Genomic DNA, 15,981 nt, shown 5'->3' on the forward strand with positions numbered 1-15,981 from the left:
GTTTTTTTTTGATAGTGTTAGAAAGAACTTTAGGATGAAGAAGGAGTAAGCATGGAGCCAATTATTGATTTGAAAAATATAAATTACACATATCAGCCTGATGACCTTCGACCAGCGTTAAAAGATGTTTCTTTTACAATTAACAAAGGAGAATGGGTTGCAATTATTGGGCACAATGGTTCTGGAAAATCAACTCTTGCTAAAACGATTAATGGTTTGATTTTACCAGAGTCTGGTACAGTAGCAGTAGAACAGCAAACACTTAATGAAGAAAATATTTGGACGATTCGACAAATGGTTGGGATGGTATTTCAAAATCCAGATAATCAATTTGTGGGTTCAACTGTGGAAGATGATGTTGCTTTTGGATTGGAAAATCAAGGTATTCCTCGTGAAGAAATGCTCGTACGTGTAAAAGATGCATTAGAAAAAGTTCGTATGAGTGAGTTTGCAACTCGAGAACCTGCTCGCTTGTCTGGTGGACAAAAACAACGTGTAGCAATTGCTGGCGTAGTTGCTTTACGACCAGATATTATTATTTTAGATGAAGCAACTAGTATGCTTGATCCTGAAGGTCGAGAAGAAGTTATTTCAACTATCAAAAAAATTAAAGAAGAAAGCCAATTAACTGTCATTTCTATTACGCATGATATTGATGAAGCTGCAAATGCGAATCGTATTTTAGTAATGCGTGAAGGTGAACTAGTTGGCGAGGGAACACCAGAAGAAATTTTTTCTGCCGGACCAGATTTGATTCGTCTAGGACTAGACTTACCATTCCCTGAAAAATTAAAAAGTGCGTTAAAAGTGCGTGGAATCACTGTTCCTGATGAATACATGACGGAAGAAAGGATGGTGAATTGGTTATGGACATCCATTTTGAAAAAGTAAGTTTTACTTATCAACCCAATACACCATTTGAACAAAGAGCATTATTTGACATTGATCTGTTAATCAAAGAAGGAAGTTATACTGCGTTAGTTGGGCACACAGGCAGTGGAAAGTCGACATTATTACAACACTTGAATGCTTTGGTTAAACCAACGAGTGGTTCTGTACAAATTGGTGATCGAAAAATAACTCCTGAAACGGATAACAAGAATCTAAAACCAATTCGTAAAAAAGTGGGAATTGTATTCCAGTTTCCAGAAGCACAATTATTTGAAGAAACAGTTGCTAGAGATATCGCATTTGGACCAAAAAACTTTGGCGTAGGTGAAGAAGAAGCGTTAGAAATTGCTAAGGCATCCTTAATTCAAGTTGGTTTAGATGAAACATACTTGAATCGCTCACCTTTTGAACTTTCTGGTGGACAAATGCGTCGGGTTGCCATTGCAGGAGTTCTTGCAATGAAACCTGAAGTGTTGGTTTTGGATGAGCCTACTGCGGGTTTGGATCCTCAAGGAAGAAAAGAAATGATGGAGATGTTTTGGCAACTTCATAAGGAACAAAATATTACTATTGTATTAGTCACTCATTTAATGGATGATGTGGCTAACTATGCAGACTTTGTTTATGTTTTGGAAAAAGGGAAAATCGTTAAAAGTGGTGAACCAAGGAAAGTCTTTCAAGATTTAAATTGGTTAAAAGAAAAACAACTAGGTGTGCCTACTGCAACGGAATTTTCAGAGCTATTGAGTGAAAAAGGAATTGAAATGGCTAAGCTACCTTTAACAGCTGAGGAATTAGCGGATGAAATTGTACGCTTGTCTGGAGGAAATGCTCATGATGAATAAATTGATTTTTGGGCGGTATATGCCAGGTGATTCATTCATTCACAGATTAGATCCTCGAGCAAAGTTATTAGCTAGTTTTTATTTTATTGGGATCATCTTTTTAGCAAATAATTGGCAAACATATCTTTTATTGGCAATGTTTACTTTATTTGCTGTTTCATTATCAAAAGTGGATATGAAATTTTTCATCCGTGGTATTCGCCCATTGATTTGGTTAATTTTATTTACTGTTGCACTACAAGTTTTATTTACAAGCGGAGGCGAAGTTTATTGGCACTGGGGAATTTTTAATATCACTCAGTTTGGTGTATTGAATGGACTCTTTATTTTTTGCCGATTTGTTTTGATTATTTTTATGTCAACATTACTTACTTTGACAACTCCACCGTTAGAATTATCTGATGCAATTGAATATTTATTGCGTCCGCTAAAAGTTGTTCGTTTTCCAGTCCATGAAATCTCGCTGATGTTATCCATTGCATTGCGTTTTGTTCCAACATTAATGGATGAGACGGAAAAAATTATGAATGCGCAACGCGCACGTGGTGTTGATTTCGGCGAAGGTAGCTTAGTTCAAAAAATGAAGGCAATTATTCCTTTATTGATTCCTTTATTTGTAAGCAGCTTTAATCGAGCGGAAGATTTAGCAACTGCTATGGAAGCTCGAGGTTATCAAGGGGGCGAAGGACGCACGAAGTATCGAGTGCTTCATTGGCACAATCAAGATACTCTGGTTATGATCGCCTTTGGTTTATTAACAGTTATTTTAGTATTTTTACGTGGTTGATAAAAATCAGTAAATTAATTATTATATGAAAAAAGAGAGGCGCCGTGACGATGTCACAGCCTCTTTTTTATGGGAAGATAAGGAGAGAAAAAATGGTACGTTACAAAGCAATCATTGCGTACGATGGTACAAATTTTCATGGTTTTCAAAAGCAACCAAATGGTCGAACTGTTCAAGAAGAGTTGGAGAAAACATTAAAAAAAATGGCAAATGGACAAAGCATTACAGTTTTTGGTTCTGGTCGAACGGATTCTGGTGTTCATGCAGTTGGACAAGTTATTCACTTTGATTATCCGCAAGAACGACCTTTAGAACGTATGCGATTTGCTCTAGATACTCAATCGCCAGAAGATATTGCAGTTAAGAAAGTGGAAATTGTTCCCGAAGATTTTCATGCACGTTATATGGTTCATGAAAAAACGTATCAATTTCGAGTAGATATTGGTAAACCAAGAAGCCCGTTTCGTCGACATTACGCGAGTTATTATCCTTATCCATTAGACTTGGAGAAGATTGAACGAGCTTTGCCAGATTTAATTGGAACGCATGACTTCACTTCATTTTGTGCTGCAGGAAGTTCCATTGAAGATAAAACGCGGACGATTTATGAAGCAACAATGCAAGTAAATGATGCAGGAGACGAACTGCTATTTACATTTAGAGGGAACGGATTTCTGTACAAAATGATTCGTATTTTGGTAGGTACATTATTGAAAATTGGAAATGGTCGAATACCAGAAGATGCAATTCCAGAAATTATTGCAAAAAAAGATCGCAATTTAGCAGGTCCAACGGCACATCCAGAGGGCTTGTACTTGTACGAAGTGAAATATGAATAAATAGTATTACACTTCGTTAAACAGTTAATAGTACACTAAAAAGCACACCAAACAACTTTGTTTGGTGTGCTTTTTTTGTCTAAATGATTTATTTAAGAGAATCTGTGCCATCTAAAATTCTTTTTCGAGCTAAAAGATAAGAATAAAGAGCAAAGAGTAAGATACAAATTACGAATAACATACTTCCGAGCTTAAATCCTTTTGGCAAGTAGCTAAAAGTAATCGTATGTTTGCCTTTTGGAACTTTGACCATTACAAAAGCATTTTGGAAGCTTTCAATAGCGACAGCCTTTCCGTCAACTTTTGCTTGCCAACCTTCATCATAAGGAATTGTTGTTACAAGCATGGCATCTTGGTCTGAAGTAACTGTACCCGTGGCTTTGCGACCTGAAGTGGTTAAATCGACACCTTTATTTTTAATCTGATTCATCGCAGCTTGATAGGCAATAAGATTTAGTCCAACCACTTCTGGTTCCATGAAGCTGACTTCTTTTGTTCCATAAAAACTAGCTGTAAAAGTTACTGTAGTATCAGTAGGGTAGTAACCAAGATCGTAATATTGACCAGAAATGTTAATTTGTGTTTGCCTTGAAGTTCCATTTACTGTAATAGTTGCGCTCGAACTTTCTAACTGAGCATAGTTCGTTGGGAATAAACTTAAGTAAGCTTGTGTATTTGCAGGAACTTGAACTTCCCAAGTTAATTCTTTTGCTTGGTTACTGGTTATTTCAGAGTAAGTGACACCAGTTGTTGTATTTGTGATTTTCGTATTCGTTTGTTTTTTCAATGTAGGCTTATAGAAAGAGTAATAATCTTCTTGTAAACCAGAAAGTTCATTGATTAAGTTTGTTTGACTTGTTAAATTATCAGTTGCTGGTTGCTCGACGTCATCAATTGTCAATGGAGCAGTGAAAGCAAGTGGTAGAGCATTAATATTTTCATACAGTGTGTAATCACCACTTTGTCCAACTTGATTGAAGCCGTATTTGCTAAATGTATTTTCGTTTTTGCTGATGTTATATTTAATACCAGTAAACCCATCCATTAGCAATGTATTATTTGCATAGCGAATATTTAGATTGGTACCGCGTGAACGAAAGCCAAGTCGATCAAGATAAGAAGAAGAGTTACGATTACGGATGGAAGAAAACATACTGATACCACTATATCCATAGTTTAATGAATCATTGGCAGAAACAGGATCCAAATTTTCTAATCGATAAAATGTATCGGATTCTTTTTTCGTTTTTGTTACTAGCTCTTGGATGTTTGGATAAGGATCTGTAAATAAACTGCGTGAAGCATAGTTCCAATCGTCTAAAATACCATGAATCATGCTGTTCGTATTGACTATCGCCTCAGAAGACATTAGAAGTAATAATAAAATACTTAACTGTTTCATAGGGATTTTTTTGAGTTGGAAAAATCCAACAGCAATAGCATAAAGAACTAAAAAGACAACTGTTAAAATAAAGGACGTTGTCGTTACATAAGTGTAACTTTCAGCTGGCTTAAGCGCCCAAGAAATTGAGAAAATAGCAGCTAAGATAAGTGTGATGCCGACAAAAAGTCCGTGATCGTTCTGTTCCAATTTTTCCCAACCATAACCGGCAAGCAAAATGACCAGAAAAGAAAACAAGTAGGCGTAACGGAATAAGAACATATTGGGTGCATGCATACCATGCCAGAATAGATTTAATGGAACTAGATAAAAACTTGCGATTAAAATTATGAACAAACTTCCAAACAAAAGTTTATTTTTTAATTGGATTTTTCGACTAACAAAGTAAAAAATACAAAGAACTAGTGGAAATAATCCCGCGTAGACAAATGGAATTGATCCATATTTCGTTGTGTCATAGACGCCAATCATGTTTTTCATTGCTAAATCTAAGAAAGAAGTTGCTTCTGTTTTTAAAGCAGTTATTTGGCTCAGCTCTTCACCATTAGATCGTAAATCAAGTATAGCAGGTAAGATGATGATCATTGATGCCCCACCAGCTAATAACGAAGTAATTCCATAAGGTAGAATGGTTTTTTTGTATTTGGACCAGTTGGTAAAAAGTCTCGCAAAGAAATAAAGAAAAGAAAAGACACCAATCATGAAGCCCATATAAAAGCTAGACAAAAATAGTAATAAGTAACTAACAAATAAGACAAGCGGTTTTTTTAAATCCATCACACGATGAATACCTAAGATGATTAAGGGTAGGTATACGAAGGCATCTAACCACATAATGATTTCTGAGTGCGCGGTGACAAAAGAAATCAACGCATAGCTGATACTTAACGCCACTTGCCCCCAGCGTGGGATTTTAAAAGTTCTTCCTAAAAACCAAAAAGCTAAACCAGCACTGGCTACTTTGATTAAGGTTAAAAAGTAAAGTGCGTCAGGCATGTATTGATTTGGAAAAAAGAAAACTAAGGGTGTAAAAATACCTCCAAGATAGTAGGAGATCAAGGATAAGTAATTTAAACCTAATGAAGCGTTCCACGTGTAGAAAATACTTTGTTTTCCAAAAAGCATATTGCGGAAGCTGGCATGGAAATTCGAAAATTGTGAGAATGCATCACTCGCTAAAATACTTCTGCTACTACCAGGATAAATTCCAATACTTAAATAAATAAGTGCCAGAATAATTAGTGGAATGAAAAAGCTAGCAGCCATGTATGGCCAATTTTCTTTGAAGAATAGTTTATAATTTTTTTTCATTTTATTTTTCACCAAATTTCTATGAAGTTGTTTTAAGTTTATCATACTCAGGTTTTTCTCCACCAAAAATGAGCCTAATTTTCATTAAAAAATAAAAAAATGAAATAAATAACGATGGTAAGTTTAAAAAACCTAGGAATTTACGATTTGTTAAAAAATAAACAAATCAATATTTTAGTTAATTTTACAAGCTTTTTGCTATTGACAGCGTTTGTATATAAGCGTATATTTTAGTTGTAAAAAAAACATATATTACTCGCTTGCATTAGAGGCAAGTGGCACATAAAAAAGAACTTAGAACAGCTATCTCAATGGATAATTGCTCTAAGTTCTTTTTCTTTTGGAAAAATGTGTTTTAGCTGAATGATATCAGGTCGATTAACCAAAAGACGAAAAATAAATTTTCTACTTTTTAGCTGAATCATATATGTAAGAACGGTTTAAGAGGTTGTGCTTAAAGCACAACTTCTTTTTTGAGGAATCAATAATAATCTTGGACATAAATCCAAGAAAAAAACCGTTCATACGATGAACGGTTCGCAGTCCTGATTCAATTAAACGCGTTCAACTTTTCCTGATTTCAAAGCACGAGTTGACACCCAAACTTTTTTAGGTTTACCGTCGATCATAACGCGAACTTTTTGTAAGTTAGGTTTAACAGTACGTTTTGTTGAGTTCATAGCGTGTGAACGGTTGTTTCCACTTGAAGTCTTGCGACCTGTAAAGTAACAAACTTTAGCCATGTAAATTTCCTCCTTTGCCTTGATATTGGAGCAATAGAATAATTAAGCTCATACCAAACTAACTTATCATATAAGAAGGCAATTTGCAAGCATATTTATCGAGTTATAATTGACATTTCCGCATAATAATTGTAAATTATACAGGGTTGCTAATAAACATTTTGAGGGTTTTAAGGTACTTTGAAAGTAACTGCCTTTTATTTCACGTTATGCTATGATAAAATATTATAGAAGAAAAATGGGCTATTTGTGCCCGTTAAGGAGGCTTATTCATGGCTGTAAAAATTCAAACTTCAGCTGGAACCATTGAAATTACCAATGATGTGATTGCAACAGTTGTTGGTGGCGCTGCAACGGACGTTTTTGGTGTTGTTGGTATGGCCAGCAAAAATCAAATTAAAGATAATATTACTGAGATTTTGCGCAAAGAAAACTATTCTCGTGGAGTAGTTGTTCGTCAAGAAGAAAATGGTATTGCAGTTGATGTATATACAATTATTAGTTATGGAACAAAAATTTCTGAGGTTTCACGTAATGTTCAGGAAAAAGTAAAATACAACTTAGAGGCATTATTAGGTGTAACAGCCAATTCAGTTAATGTCTTTGTACAAGGTGTTCGTGTACTGCCAGACTAGGCAGGAGACTTGCTAGTAACTCAGCAGTCGATCTGAAGGAGGATTATCCAGGTGAGTGTAACAGAAATCAGTGCAAGCCAGTTCCAAGAAATGGTTCAGGCCGGTGCGAATCGTCTGCAAGCAAATGCAGAATATGTCAATTCATTAAATGTCTTTCCAGTACCAGATGGAGATACTGGAACAAATATGAACTTATCAATGACTAGTGGCGCAAAAGCCGTAGTCGACTCAACTTCTGAAAAAGTTGGCGAATTAGCCGCTGTGCTTTCTAAAGGACTTCTTATGGGAGCTCGAGGAAACTCAGGAGTTATTTTGTCTCAACTATTTCGTGGGTTTTCAAAACAAATCCCAGAAGTAGAAACATTGAATGCAACAAACTTAGCAGCAGCTTTCACACATGGGGTCGAAACTGCTTATAAAGCAGTAATGAAACCAGTTGAAGGAACGATTTTAACTGTTGCCAGAGAAGCAGCCAAAGCAGGTGAAAAGAAAGCAAAATCTACGGATGACGTAATCGAAGTAATGACTGCTGTTGTTAAAGGTGGAAAACGCGCATTAGCGAAAACACCTGATTTATTACCTGTATTAAAAGAAGTTGGAGTAGTAGATAGTGGCGGTCAGGGTTTGTTATTTGTATATGAAGGTTTCTTGAGTGCATTAAATGGTGAATTCCAAGTCGATGACATCTATGAACCATCTCCTGCAGAAATGGATGAAATGGTTAATGCAGAGCATCACCGTAGTGTACAAGGACAATTGGCAACGGAAGATATCCATTTTGGTTATTGTACAGAAATCATGGTTAAAATTGGCGAAGGTCCAACTGTTGATAGCCAGTTTGATTATGAAGGCTTCCGTAACTACTTGGACGGACTTGGTGATTCATTATTAGTTGTAAATGATGATGAGATCATCAAAGTGCACGTTCATACAGAGCATCCAGGTGAAGTAATGAATTATGGTCAAAAATTCGGTTCATTGATTAAAGTAAAAGTGGATAACATGCGTCTACAACACGAAACAATTTTAGAACATGATGAAGATGTCCAAGAATTTACAGAAGAAAAAGTACGTGTTCCTTATGGCGTGGTAGCTATCGCAGCAGGCCAAGGAATCCAAGAACTTTTTGAAAGTCTAGGTGCCAACTATGTGATTAGCGGTGGGCAAACAATGAATCCAAGTACAGAAGATATTTTGAAAGCAATTAAAGATGTTAATGCTGATCAAGTAATTGTTTTACCAAATAACAAAAATATTTTCATGGCTGCAGATCAAGCAGCTGAAGTTGCCGAAATTCCTGTAGCAGTTGTTCCGTCACGGACAATCTCTCAAGGCTTGACAGCGATGTTATCATTCAACGATCAAGTTTCATTAGAGGAAAACAAAGCAACGATGACTGATGTATTAAGTAGTGTCATAAGTGGTCAAGTAACACATGCTATTAGAAATACTTCAATTGATGGAGTAGAGATTGTCGAAGGCGACTTTTTAGGAATGATTGATGGAAAAATCGTTATTTCAAATCCTGATATTGTGGATACTTCTTTAACTACTTTAAAACAAATGATTAATGAAGATACTGAAATTGTGACAATCCTTGCTGGTGAAGGCGGTACAGTCGCACAGGCAGAGGAGTTGGCAGCAACGCTAACAGAAAAATATCCTGATTTAGAAATCGAGATTCACCAAGGAGACCAACCAGTCTATCCTTATCTGTTTTCTGCTGAATAGGAAAGTTTGTCACAAAGCCATCATTTCATGGTGCAGAAAGTATGAAGGACCTCGGTTTTCGATTAACTTTGATCGAAAACCAAAGTCCTTTTTTTGTTAAGAAAGGAGTGAAGTCGATGCGAGCGTTAACGGATCCAGTTACTGTGCTAGCTGGTGTAGGACAAAAAAGAGCAGAGAGTCTAGCTAGTTTAGGTATACATACAATTGAAGATTTGCTGACGTACTATCCTTTTCGTTATGAAGATATACAAGAAAGAAATTTAACAGAAATCCAAGATCAAGAAAAAGTGACGTTAAAAGGATTGGTTGTTTCACCACCCGTATTGAGTCGCTTTGGATACAAAAAAAGTCGATTGCAGTTTCGAATGATGCAAGATCATGCTGTTTTTAATGTTTCTTTTTTTAACCAGCCTTATCTTAAAGATAAAATTATTTTGTCTGAAGAAATTGCAGTGTATGGTAAATGGGATTCAAAAAGAAAAGCACTAAGCGGGATGAAAGTTCTTGGCTCGCAGACGTTAGATGATTTTTCACCAATTTACCATGTCAATAAGTCAATCAGACAAACAACGTTGGTTGATTTGATCAAAAAAGGGTTCGACGAGTATGGTGACTTAGTTGAGGAAAATCTTCCGTATACATTAGTGGAGAAGTATCGTTTGCTTGATCGTCAAACGGCAGTTAGAAGCATGCACTTTCCCAAAAATCATGAAGAAAATCATCAAGCCAAGCGCCGAGTTGTTTTTGAAGAATTTTTCTTATTCCAAATGCAGCTGCAAGGACTTAAACATGCAGAAAAATCTGAAAAAAATGGAATCGAAGTTTTATATGATGTTCAAAAGCTCAAAGAATTCACTCAAAGTTTGCCATTTGAATTAACTGATGCTCAAAAACGAGTAACAAATGAAATTTGTCGTGACTTACGGAGTCCTCAACATATGCAACGTCTCTTGCAAGGGGATGTTGGTAGCGGAAAAACAGTGGTAGCAGCAATTGCATTGTACGCAGCTGTTACAGCAGGGTTCCAAGGTGCGCTGATGGTTCCAACTGAAATTTTAGCCCAGCAGCACATGGAAAGTTTTGTACAATTATTTTCAGATAAGCTTTCTGTTGCCCTGTTAACGGGTTCAACAAAAGCAAAAGAAAGACGTGAACTATTAGAGCGCTTGGAAAGTGGCAAAATAGATGTGGTGATTGGTACCCATGCATTGATTCAAGAAGGTGTAGAATTTAAGAACCTTGGACTAGTTATCACGGATGAACAACATCGTTTCGGTGTTAACCAACGAAAGGTTTTACGAGAAAAAGGATGGCGACCAGATGTTTTATTTATGACAGCGACACCGATTCCGAGAACGCTTGCTATTACTGCTTATGGTGAAATGGATGTATCCATTATTGATGAACTTCCTGCAGGGCGAATACCGATTGAAACTAGATGGATTCGTACGCCGCAATTAGATAGTGTCTTAGAGTGGACCAGAAAAGAGTTAGGCAAAGGACATCAAATGTATGTAATCTGTCCGTTGATTGAAGAATCCGAAGCACTAGATGTTAAAAATGCTGTAGAAATTTATGAAAAACTCAATGATTTATTCGCGCCAGAGTACGAAGTAGGTTTATTACATGGAAAAATGAAGAATCAAGAAAAAGAAAGAATCATGGAAGACTTTAAAGAAAATCAAACACAAATTTTGGTTTCTACCACAGTAATCGAGGTTGGGGTGAATGTTCCAAATGCAACGGTTATGCTAATCATGGATGCAGATCGTTTTGGTTTGGCACAGCTGCATCAGTTGCGTGGTCGAGTTGGTCGTGGAAGTGACGCTTCATTTTGTATTTTAGTTGCTAACCCGAAAAACGAAATGGGTGTGGAACGGATGAAAATTATGACGGAAACGAATAATGGTTTTGTTTTAAGTGAAAAAGATTTAGAATTACGAGGACCAGGTGAAGTTTTTGGTTTCCGTCAATCTGGGTTACCACAATTTGCAATTGCAGACTTGGTAGCAGACGGAAATATTTTAGAAGTAGCTCGGGATGAAGCCACACAAATTTGGCAGAAGGCTAATTGGCAAATTTTGCCAGAATATCGAGTATTAGTCCAAAGCTTACAATTAGAAAGTCAAGACAATCGTTATTTTGATTAGCGGATGTGCTATACTTTGAAATGATGAACGAAAGAGGAGTGAAGACAATGAGAATTGCGGTAGATGCAATGGGCGGTGATCATGCACCACAAGCAATTGTGGAAGGTGTTGCTTTAGCTCAACAAGATTTCCCAGAAGTTGAATTTTTATTGTATGGGAAAGAGTCAGAAATCAAAAAATATTTAACAAATGAAAAAAATATTACAATTATTCATACAGATGAAAAAATTAGTAGTGATGACGAGCCAGTGAAAGCAATCCGTCGTAAAAAAATGGCCTCAATGGTTCTTGCTGCACAAGCTGTTAAAAATGGCGAAGCAGATGCGGTTTTTTCAGCAGGAAATACGGGTGCGCTACTTGCCGCTGGTTTATTTATCGTTGGCCGAATCAAAAATGTTGAACGTCCTGGCTTGATGTCAACCTTACCAGTCATTGGAAAAGAAAATGCTGGCTTTGATATGTTAGATTTAGGTGCGAATGCTGAAAATAAACCAGAACACTTACTCCAATATGGGATTTTAGGTTCATTTTACGCACGAAAAGTTCGTGGAATCGGACGTCCTCGCGTAGCCTTATTGAATAATGGAACAGAAGCGACAAAAGGTAGTGAGTTAACGAAACGTGCTTATGAGTTATTGCAAAATGAAACAAGCTTGAACTTCATTGGAAATGTAGAAGCACGTGAATTGTTGAATGGTGTTGCTGATGTGGTTGTGACAGATGGTTTTACTGGAAATGCTGTTTTGAAATCAATTGAGGGAACAGCATTAAATATGATGGATTTATTGAAATCTGCAATTTTGAATGAAGGAATCAAAGGGAAGATGGGCGCTTTATTATTAAAAGATGGGTTACGTTCATTAAAATCTGAGATGGATTATTCAAAACATGGCGGTGCGGTTTTATTTGGATTAAAAGCTCCTGTGATCAAAACACATGGCGCAACTGGACCAGACGCCGTTCGTTATACGATTCGTCAAATCCATACAATGTTAGAAACGAACGTTGTTGGACAGTTAGTTGAGCAATTTGAAAGCTCTGCAGATTAATTATCATTTAATGTAAACGATGTGAAATATGAGATAATGAAAAAAAGGTAGACATTTTCAAAAAATGTCAGTAAAATTAGCCTTGGTTAAGGCAGTTGTCTCGATTGTTGGAGGTGAAAACATTGACTCGTGAAGAAATATTTAATAAAGTAGCGAAAATTATTTCAAACCACTTTGAAATGGATACAGATAAAGTTACAGATGACTTGAATATCAAGGATGATTTGAAAGCTGACTCAATTAGTATCATGGAATTTGTTTTGGAGCTTGAAGACGAATTTGGAACAGAAATTTCGGATGAAGACGCAGAACAAATTGAAACGGTGGGCGGCGCAGTAAATTATATCTCAGAACATCTAAAATAAGTTAAACCCACGTATAACCAAAAGACCTAAAAATCTTCGTTGATTTTTAGGTCTTTTTCTTTTGTTTTAAAAGCACCTTTTTTAATCTAATGCAAATGGTAGCGGTTGTAGTAGATTTAGTTTTCAGACAATTCAGGCAACAATTTCAATTGTGCTTGCAAAGTAAAACGGTTTTCTATATAATTATTAAGAAAATATTATACTTCGTTAAGAATAGGATTGGTTTAAATGATTTTATTCTGTGTGAGTATTATTTTATTAACGAAAAACTTCCATCTAGGGAGCAGAGAGGGGTATTCGATTGTCGGATAATCAATTATTAGATGTTCAGAACCTACACACAGGCTTCCGTATCAAAGATGAATTTTACGATGCAGTAGACGACGTTTCTTTTACTTTAGATAAAAACGAAATCTTAGCAATCGTTGGAGAATCTGGTTGCGGAAAAAGTACATTAGCCACTACTATTATGGGGCTGTTGGATCCTAACAATACCAAGATTACAGGAGAAATTTTATATAATGATTTAAATCTAATTGATTTGAATGAAACACTTTATAACAAGATTCGTGGAAATGATATTGGAATGATTTTCCAAGACCCATTGTCAGCGTTGAATCCTCTAATGAGAATTGAAGACCAAATTAAAGAAGGTCTTTCTTATCATACAAAGATGAATGCAGAAGAGCGTCAAGCAAGAGCACTTGAATTGTTAGACCAAGTGGGGATTCCTAATCCGACTCGAGTGGGACGTCAATATCCTCATGAATTATCTGGTGGGATGCGTCAACGTGTAATTATTGCGATTGCGATTGCATGTAAACCGCCAATTGTCATTGCTGATGAACCAACAACAGCGTTAGACGTGACAATTCAAGCACAGATTCTTGATTTATTAAAAGACTTACAAGAAGAAACAAAAACAGGAATTATTTTGATTACCCATGACTTAGGTGTTGTGGCTGAAATGGCAGATCGCGTAGCTGTTATGTACGGTGGACAATTCGTTGAGGTTGCTGAAGTTGAAGAATTGTTTGAAAATCCAAAACATCCATATACACGTTCATTATTGAATTCAATTCCTCAAGAAGGACAACATGAAGAAGAACTACATGTGATTGAAGGAGTTGTTCCTTCATTGAAAAATATGCCACGTCGGGGTTGTCGTTTCGCTCCACGGATTCCATGGATTCCAGAAAGTGATCATGAGAAAGACCCAATTCTTCATGAAGTAGCACCGAACCATCTCGTTCGTTGCTCATGCTATAAGCATTTTCATTTTAGAGACGAAAAAGGAGAGGTGTAGATGACAGAATTAATCACAATTAATGATTTAAAAGTTCACTATCCGATTCGCAGCGGTTTTTTCAATCGAGTAAATGATTATGTTTATGCTGTAGATGGCGTCGACTTCGTTATTGAAAAAGGAAAGACGTATGGTTTAGTTGGAGAATCTGGTTCAGGAAAATCAACGACGGGTAAGGCGATTGTTGGGCTAGAAAAAGTGACGGATGGTCAAATCATTTATCAAGGAACAGATGTAACAAAACGTAGTAATCGCAAGAAAATCGAATACAACAAAGATGTTCAAATGATTTTCCAAGATTCAATGTCTAGCTTAAACCCTAAAAAGCGGGTATTAGATATTATTGCGGAACCAATTCGTAATTTTGAACGTTTAAGTGATCAAGAAGAAAAGAAAAAAGTAAAAAGTTTACTTGACATTGTTGGGATGCCAGAGGATGCGTTATACAAATATCCACATGAGTTTTCTGGTGGTCAGCGTCAACGTTTAGGTGTTGCTCGTGCCGTAGCAACAAATCCAAAATTGATTGTAGCGGATGAACCAGTTTCAGCGCTTGATTTATCTGTACAAGCGCAAGTTTTGAACTTTATGAAACGAATCCAACAAGAATTTGGACTTAGTTATCTATTTATTTCTCATGACTTAGGTGTTGTTAAACACATGTGTGATAATATCGCTATCATGTATAAAGGCCGTTTCGTTGAAATCGGAACAAGGGAAGATATCTACAATGACCCACGTCACATCTATACAAAACGTTTACTGTCTGCAATTCCTCGAATCGATGTTGAGAATCGCGAATTGCATAAAGAGAATCGCCGAAGAGTTGAACAAGAATACATCAATAGTCAAAAAGATTATTACGATTCAACTGGTCGGGTGTACGATTTGCGTGCATTATCAACTACTCATAAAGTAGCGTTAAAAGATGGAGGTGCTAGCTAATGTGGAAAACAATCCTACGTCGTGTGTTATTGATGATTCCTCAAGTTATTATTCTTAGTGTTTTAATTTTCATGTTGGCAAAAGCGATGCCAGGTGATCCATTTACTGGATTAATCAATCCAAACCAAGATCCAGCTGTGATTGAGCAAATGCGACAAGCTGCTGGACTAAATGATCCGTGGTACGAACAATATTTCCGTTGGATTGGAAACGCATTGCATGGAGATTTTGGTCAAAGTTTCTTATACAAACGTTCAGTTGCTGACTTGATTGGTGAGCGTATCGTCAATACGTTGTACTTATCTATTTTGACAGTTATTTTAACGTATTTGATTGCTGTACCGTTAGGAATGTTAGCAGGTCGTTACCAAAATTCGATTTTAGACAAAGTCGTAGTTATCTATAACTTCTTCAGCTTTGCTGTACCATTGTTTATTTTCGGTCTAATCATGTTATTCATTTTTGGTTACCGTCTAGGTTGGTTCCCAACAAGTGGTTCACAGACTTTAGGACTAAGTGGCGGATTCTTTGCTCAGTTTGCCGATCGAATGAAATATATTTTATTACCATCAATCACGCAAGCATTTTTGGCTACGGCGGTTACGATTCAGTATCTTCGAAGTGAAGTAATTGATTCAAAATCATTAGACTTTGTAAGAACAGCACGTTCGAAAGGTGTACCAACTAAGAAAGTCTTCAGTCGTCATATCTTTAGAAATGCTGCTTTACCAATGGCGTCACAGATGGGGTACGAAATTACTTCGTTGATTGCTGGTTCAGTGGTTATCGAGAAGATTTTTGGTTATCCAGGTGTTGGTAAGTTATTTATTGATGCTATTGGCCAACGTGATTATGCTGTTATTACTTCTTTAGTATTGATTTTAGGGATTGCAACATTAGTGGGGACCTTGCTTTCAGATATTATCATGAGTATTGTTGATCCACGTATTAGAATCCAATAAAAATCAATCAAAAAAGGAGG

At 36.4% G+C, this 15,981-nt stretch carries 14 protein-coding genes; 12 read left to right on the forward strand and 2 right to left on the reverse strand.

Annotated features, from left to right (window positions below):
• Positions 1–51: 51 nt before the first annotated feature.
• From IGJ93_RS00405 to truA, 4 genes are all read left to right on the forward strand, one after another.
• A complete protein-coding gene (locus IGJ93_RS00405; RefSeq protein WP_067483514.1) occupies positions 52–891 on the forward strand; it encodes an energy-coupling factor ABC transporter ATP-binding protein in 840 nt (279 codons plus the stop codon).
• A complete protein-coding gene (locus tag IGJ93_RS00410) occupies positions 867–1,736 on the forward strand; it encodes an energy-coupling factor ABC transporter ATP-binding protein (RefSeq protein ID WP_071868757.1) in 870 nt (289 codons plus the stop codon). The genes IGJ93_RS00405 and IGJ93_RS00410 overlap by 25 nt, the downstream gene beginning before the upstream one ends.
• On the forward strand, positions 1,726–2,523 hold the full coding sequence (locus tag IGJ93_RS00415) for an energy-coupling factor transporter transmembrane component T family protein (protein WP_067483511.1): 798 nt from the start codon (positions 1,726–1,728) through the stop codon (positions 2,521–2,523). Before IGJ93_RS00410 ends, IGJ93_RS00415 begins: the two co-directional genes overlap by 11 nt.
• A gap of 92 nt (positions 2,524–2,615) precedes the next feature.
• On the forward strand, positions 2,616–3,362 hold the full coding sequence (truA, locus tag IGJ93_RS00420; protein ID WP_067483509.1) for a tRNA pseudouridine(38-40) synthase TruA: 747 nt from the start codon (positions 2,616–2,618) through the stop codon (positions 3,360–3,362).
• Positions 3,363–3,450: 88 nt separating this feature from the next.
• Here truA and IGJ93_RS00425 read toward each other — a convergent pair whose 3' ends face one another.
• On the reverse strand, positions 3,451–6,075 hold the full coding sequence (locus tag IGJ93_RS00425) for a YfhO family protein (RefSeq protein WP_270346039.1): 2,625 nt from the start codon (positions 6,073–6,075) through the stop codon (positions 3,451–3,453).
• Positions 6,076–6,629: 554 nt separating this feature from the next.
• Positions 6,630–6,818, reverse strand: a complete 189-nt coding sequence (gene rpmB, locus IGJ93_RS00430; protein ID WP_067483507.1) for a 50S ribosomal protein L28 — start codon at positions 6,816–6,818, stop codon at positions 6,630–6,632.
• Positions 6,819–7,090: 272 nt separating this feature from the next.
• Between rpmB and IGJ93_RS00435 the strand changes: the two genes are divergently transcribed.
• The 8 genes from IGJ93_RS00435 to opp4B all read left to right on the forward strand — a co-directional run bounded on the left by IGJ93_RS00435 (position 7,091) and on the right by opp4B (position 15,961).
• Positions 7,091–7,453: an Asp23/Gls24 family envelope stress response protein gene (locus IGJ93_RS00435; protein WP_067483505.1), complete on the forward strand. Its 363-nt coding sequence runs from the start codon at positions 7,091–7,093 to the stop codon at positions 7,451–7,453.
• Positions 7,454–7,504: 51 nt separating this feature from the next.
• The gene (locus IGJ93_RS00440; protein WP_067483503.1) at positions 7,505–9,184 is read left to right on the forward strand and encodes a DAK2 domain-containing protein; all 1,680 of its coding nucleotides are present in this window, start codon (positions 7,505–7,507) and stop codon (positions 9,182–9,184) included.
• 116 nt (positions 9,185–9,300) lie between these two features.
• On the forward strand, positions 9,301–11,334 hold the full coding sequence (gene recG, locus IGJ93_RS00445; RefSeq protein WP_067483501.1) for an ATP-dependent DNA helicase RecG: 2,034 nt from the start codon (positions 9,301–9,303) through the stop codon (positions 11,332–11,334).
• 47 nt (positions 11,335–11,381) lie between these two features.
• A complete protein-coding gene (gene plsX / locus IGJ93_RS00450; protein WP_075491302.1) occupies positions 11,382–12,383 on the forward strand; it encodes a phosphate acyltransferase PlsX in 1,002 nt (333 codons plus the stop codon).
• 122 nt (positions 12,384–12,505) lie between these two features.
• Positions 12,506–12,748, forward strand: coding sequence for an acyl carrier protein (gene acpP / locus IGJ93_RS00455; protein WP_067483497.1), 243 nt, complete (start codon positions 12,506–12,508; stop codon positions 12,746–12,748).
• A gap of 301 nt (positions 12,749–13,049) precedes the next feature.
• Positions 13,050–14,054 carry an ABC transporter ATP-binding protein gene (locus IGJ93_RS00460; RefSeq protein WP_067483495.1) on the forward strand — a complete coding sequence of 335 codons (1,005 nt, stop codon included), beginning with the start codon at positions 13,050–13,052 and terminating at the stop codon, positions 14,052–14,054.
• Positions 14,055–14,999: an ABC transporter ATP-binding protein gene (locus IGJ93_RS00465; RefSeq protein ID WP_067483493.1), complete on the forward strand. Its 945-nt coding sequence runs from the start codon at positions 14,055–14,057 to the stop codon at positions 14,997–14,999. It begins immediately after the preceding gene.
• Positions 14,999–15,961 carry an oligopeptide ABC transporter permease gene (gene opp4B / locus IGJ93_RS00470; RefSeq protein WP_067483491.1) on the forward strand — a complete coding sequence of 321 codons (963 nt, stop codon included), beginning with the start codon at positions 14,999–15,001 and terminating at the stop codon, positions 15,959–15,961. Before IGJ93_RS00465 ends, opp4B begins: the two co-directional genes overlap by 1 nt.
• Positions 15,962–15,981 lie beyond the last annotated feature (20 nt).

The organism is Enterococcus sp. DIV0174 (assembly GCF_050529065.1).
In the GTDB taxonomy this organism is placed as follows: domain Bacteria; phylum Bacillota; class Bacilli; order Lactobacillales; family Enterococcaceae; genus Enterococcus_B; species Enterococcus_B thailandicus.

What these genes read in the sequence shown, in the direction of transcription:
- plsX (WP_075491302.1), top strand. Translation starts at nt 11,382, where the DNA reads ATGAGAATTGCGGTAGATGCAATGGGCGGTGATCATGCACCACAAGCA.
- IGJ93_RS00435 (WP_067483505.1), top strand. Translation starts at nt 7,091, where the DNA reads ATGGCTGTAAAAATTCAAACTTCAGCTGGAACCATTGAAATTACCAAT.
- recG (WP_067483501.1), top strand. Translation starts at nt 9,301, where the DNA reads ATGCGAGCGTTAACGGATCCAGTTACTGTGCTAGCTGGTGTAGGACAA.
- IGJ93_RS00425 (WP_270346039.1), bottom strand. Translation starts at nt 6,075, where the DNA reads ATGAAAAAAAATTATAAACTATTCTTCAAAGAAAATTGGCCATACATG.
- truA (WP_067483509.1), top strand. Translation starts at nt 2,616, where the DNA reads ATGGTACGTTACAAAGCAATCATTGCGTACGATGGTACAAATTTTCAT.
- IGJ93_RS00465 (WP_067483493.1), top strand. Translation starts at nt 14,055, where the DNA reads ATGACAGAATTAATCACAATTAATGATTTAAAAGTTCACTATCCGATT.
- IGJ93_RS00410 (WP_071868757.1), top strand. Translation starts at nt 867, where the DNA reads ATGGACATCCATTTTGAAAAAGTAAGTTTTACTTATCAACCCAATACA.
- IGJ93_RS00405 (WP_067483514.1), top strand. Translation starts at nt 52, where the DNA reads ATGGAGCCAATTATTGATTTGAAAAATATAAATTACACATATCAGCCT.
- IGJ93_RS00415 (WP_067483511.1), top strand. Translation starts at nt 1,726, where the DNA reads ATGATGAATAAATTGATTTTTGGGCGGTATATGCCAGGTGATTCATTC.
- opp4B (WP_067483491.1), top strand. Translation starts at nt 14,999, where the DNA reads ATGTGGAAAACAATCCTACGTCGTGTGTTATTGATGATTCCTCAAGTT.
- rpmB (WP_067483507.1), bottom strand. Translation starts at nt 6,818, where the DNA reads ATGGCTAAAGTTTGTTACTTTACAGGTCGCAAGACTTCAAGTGGAAAC.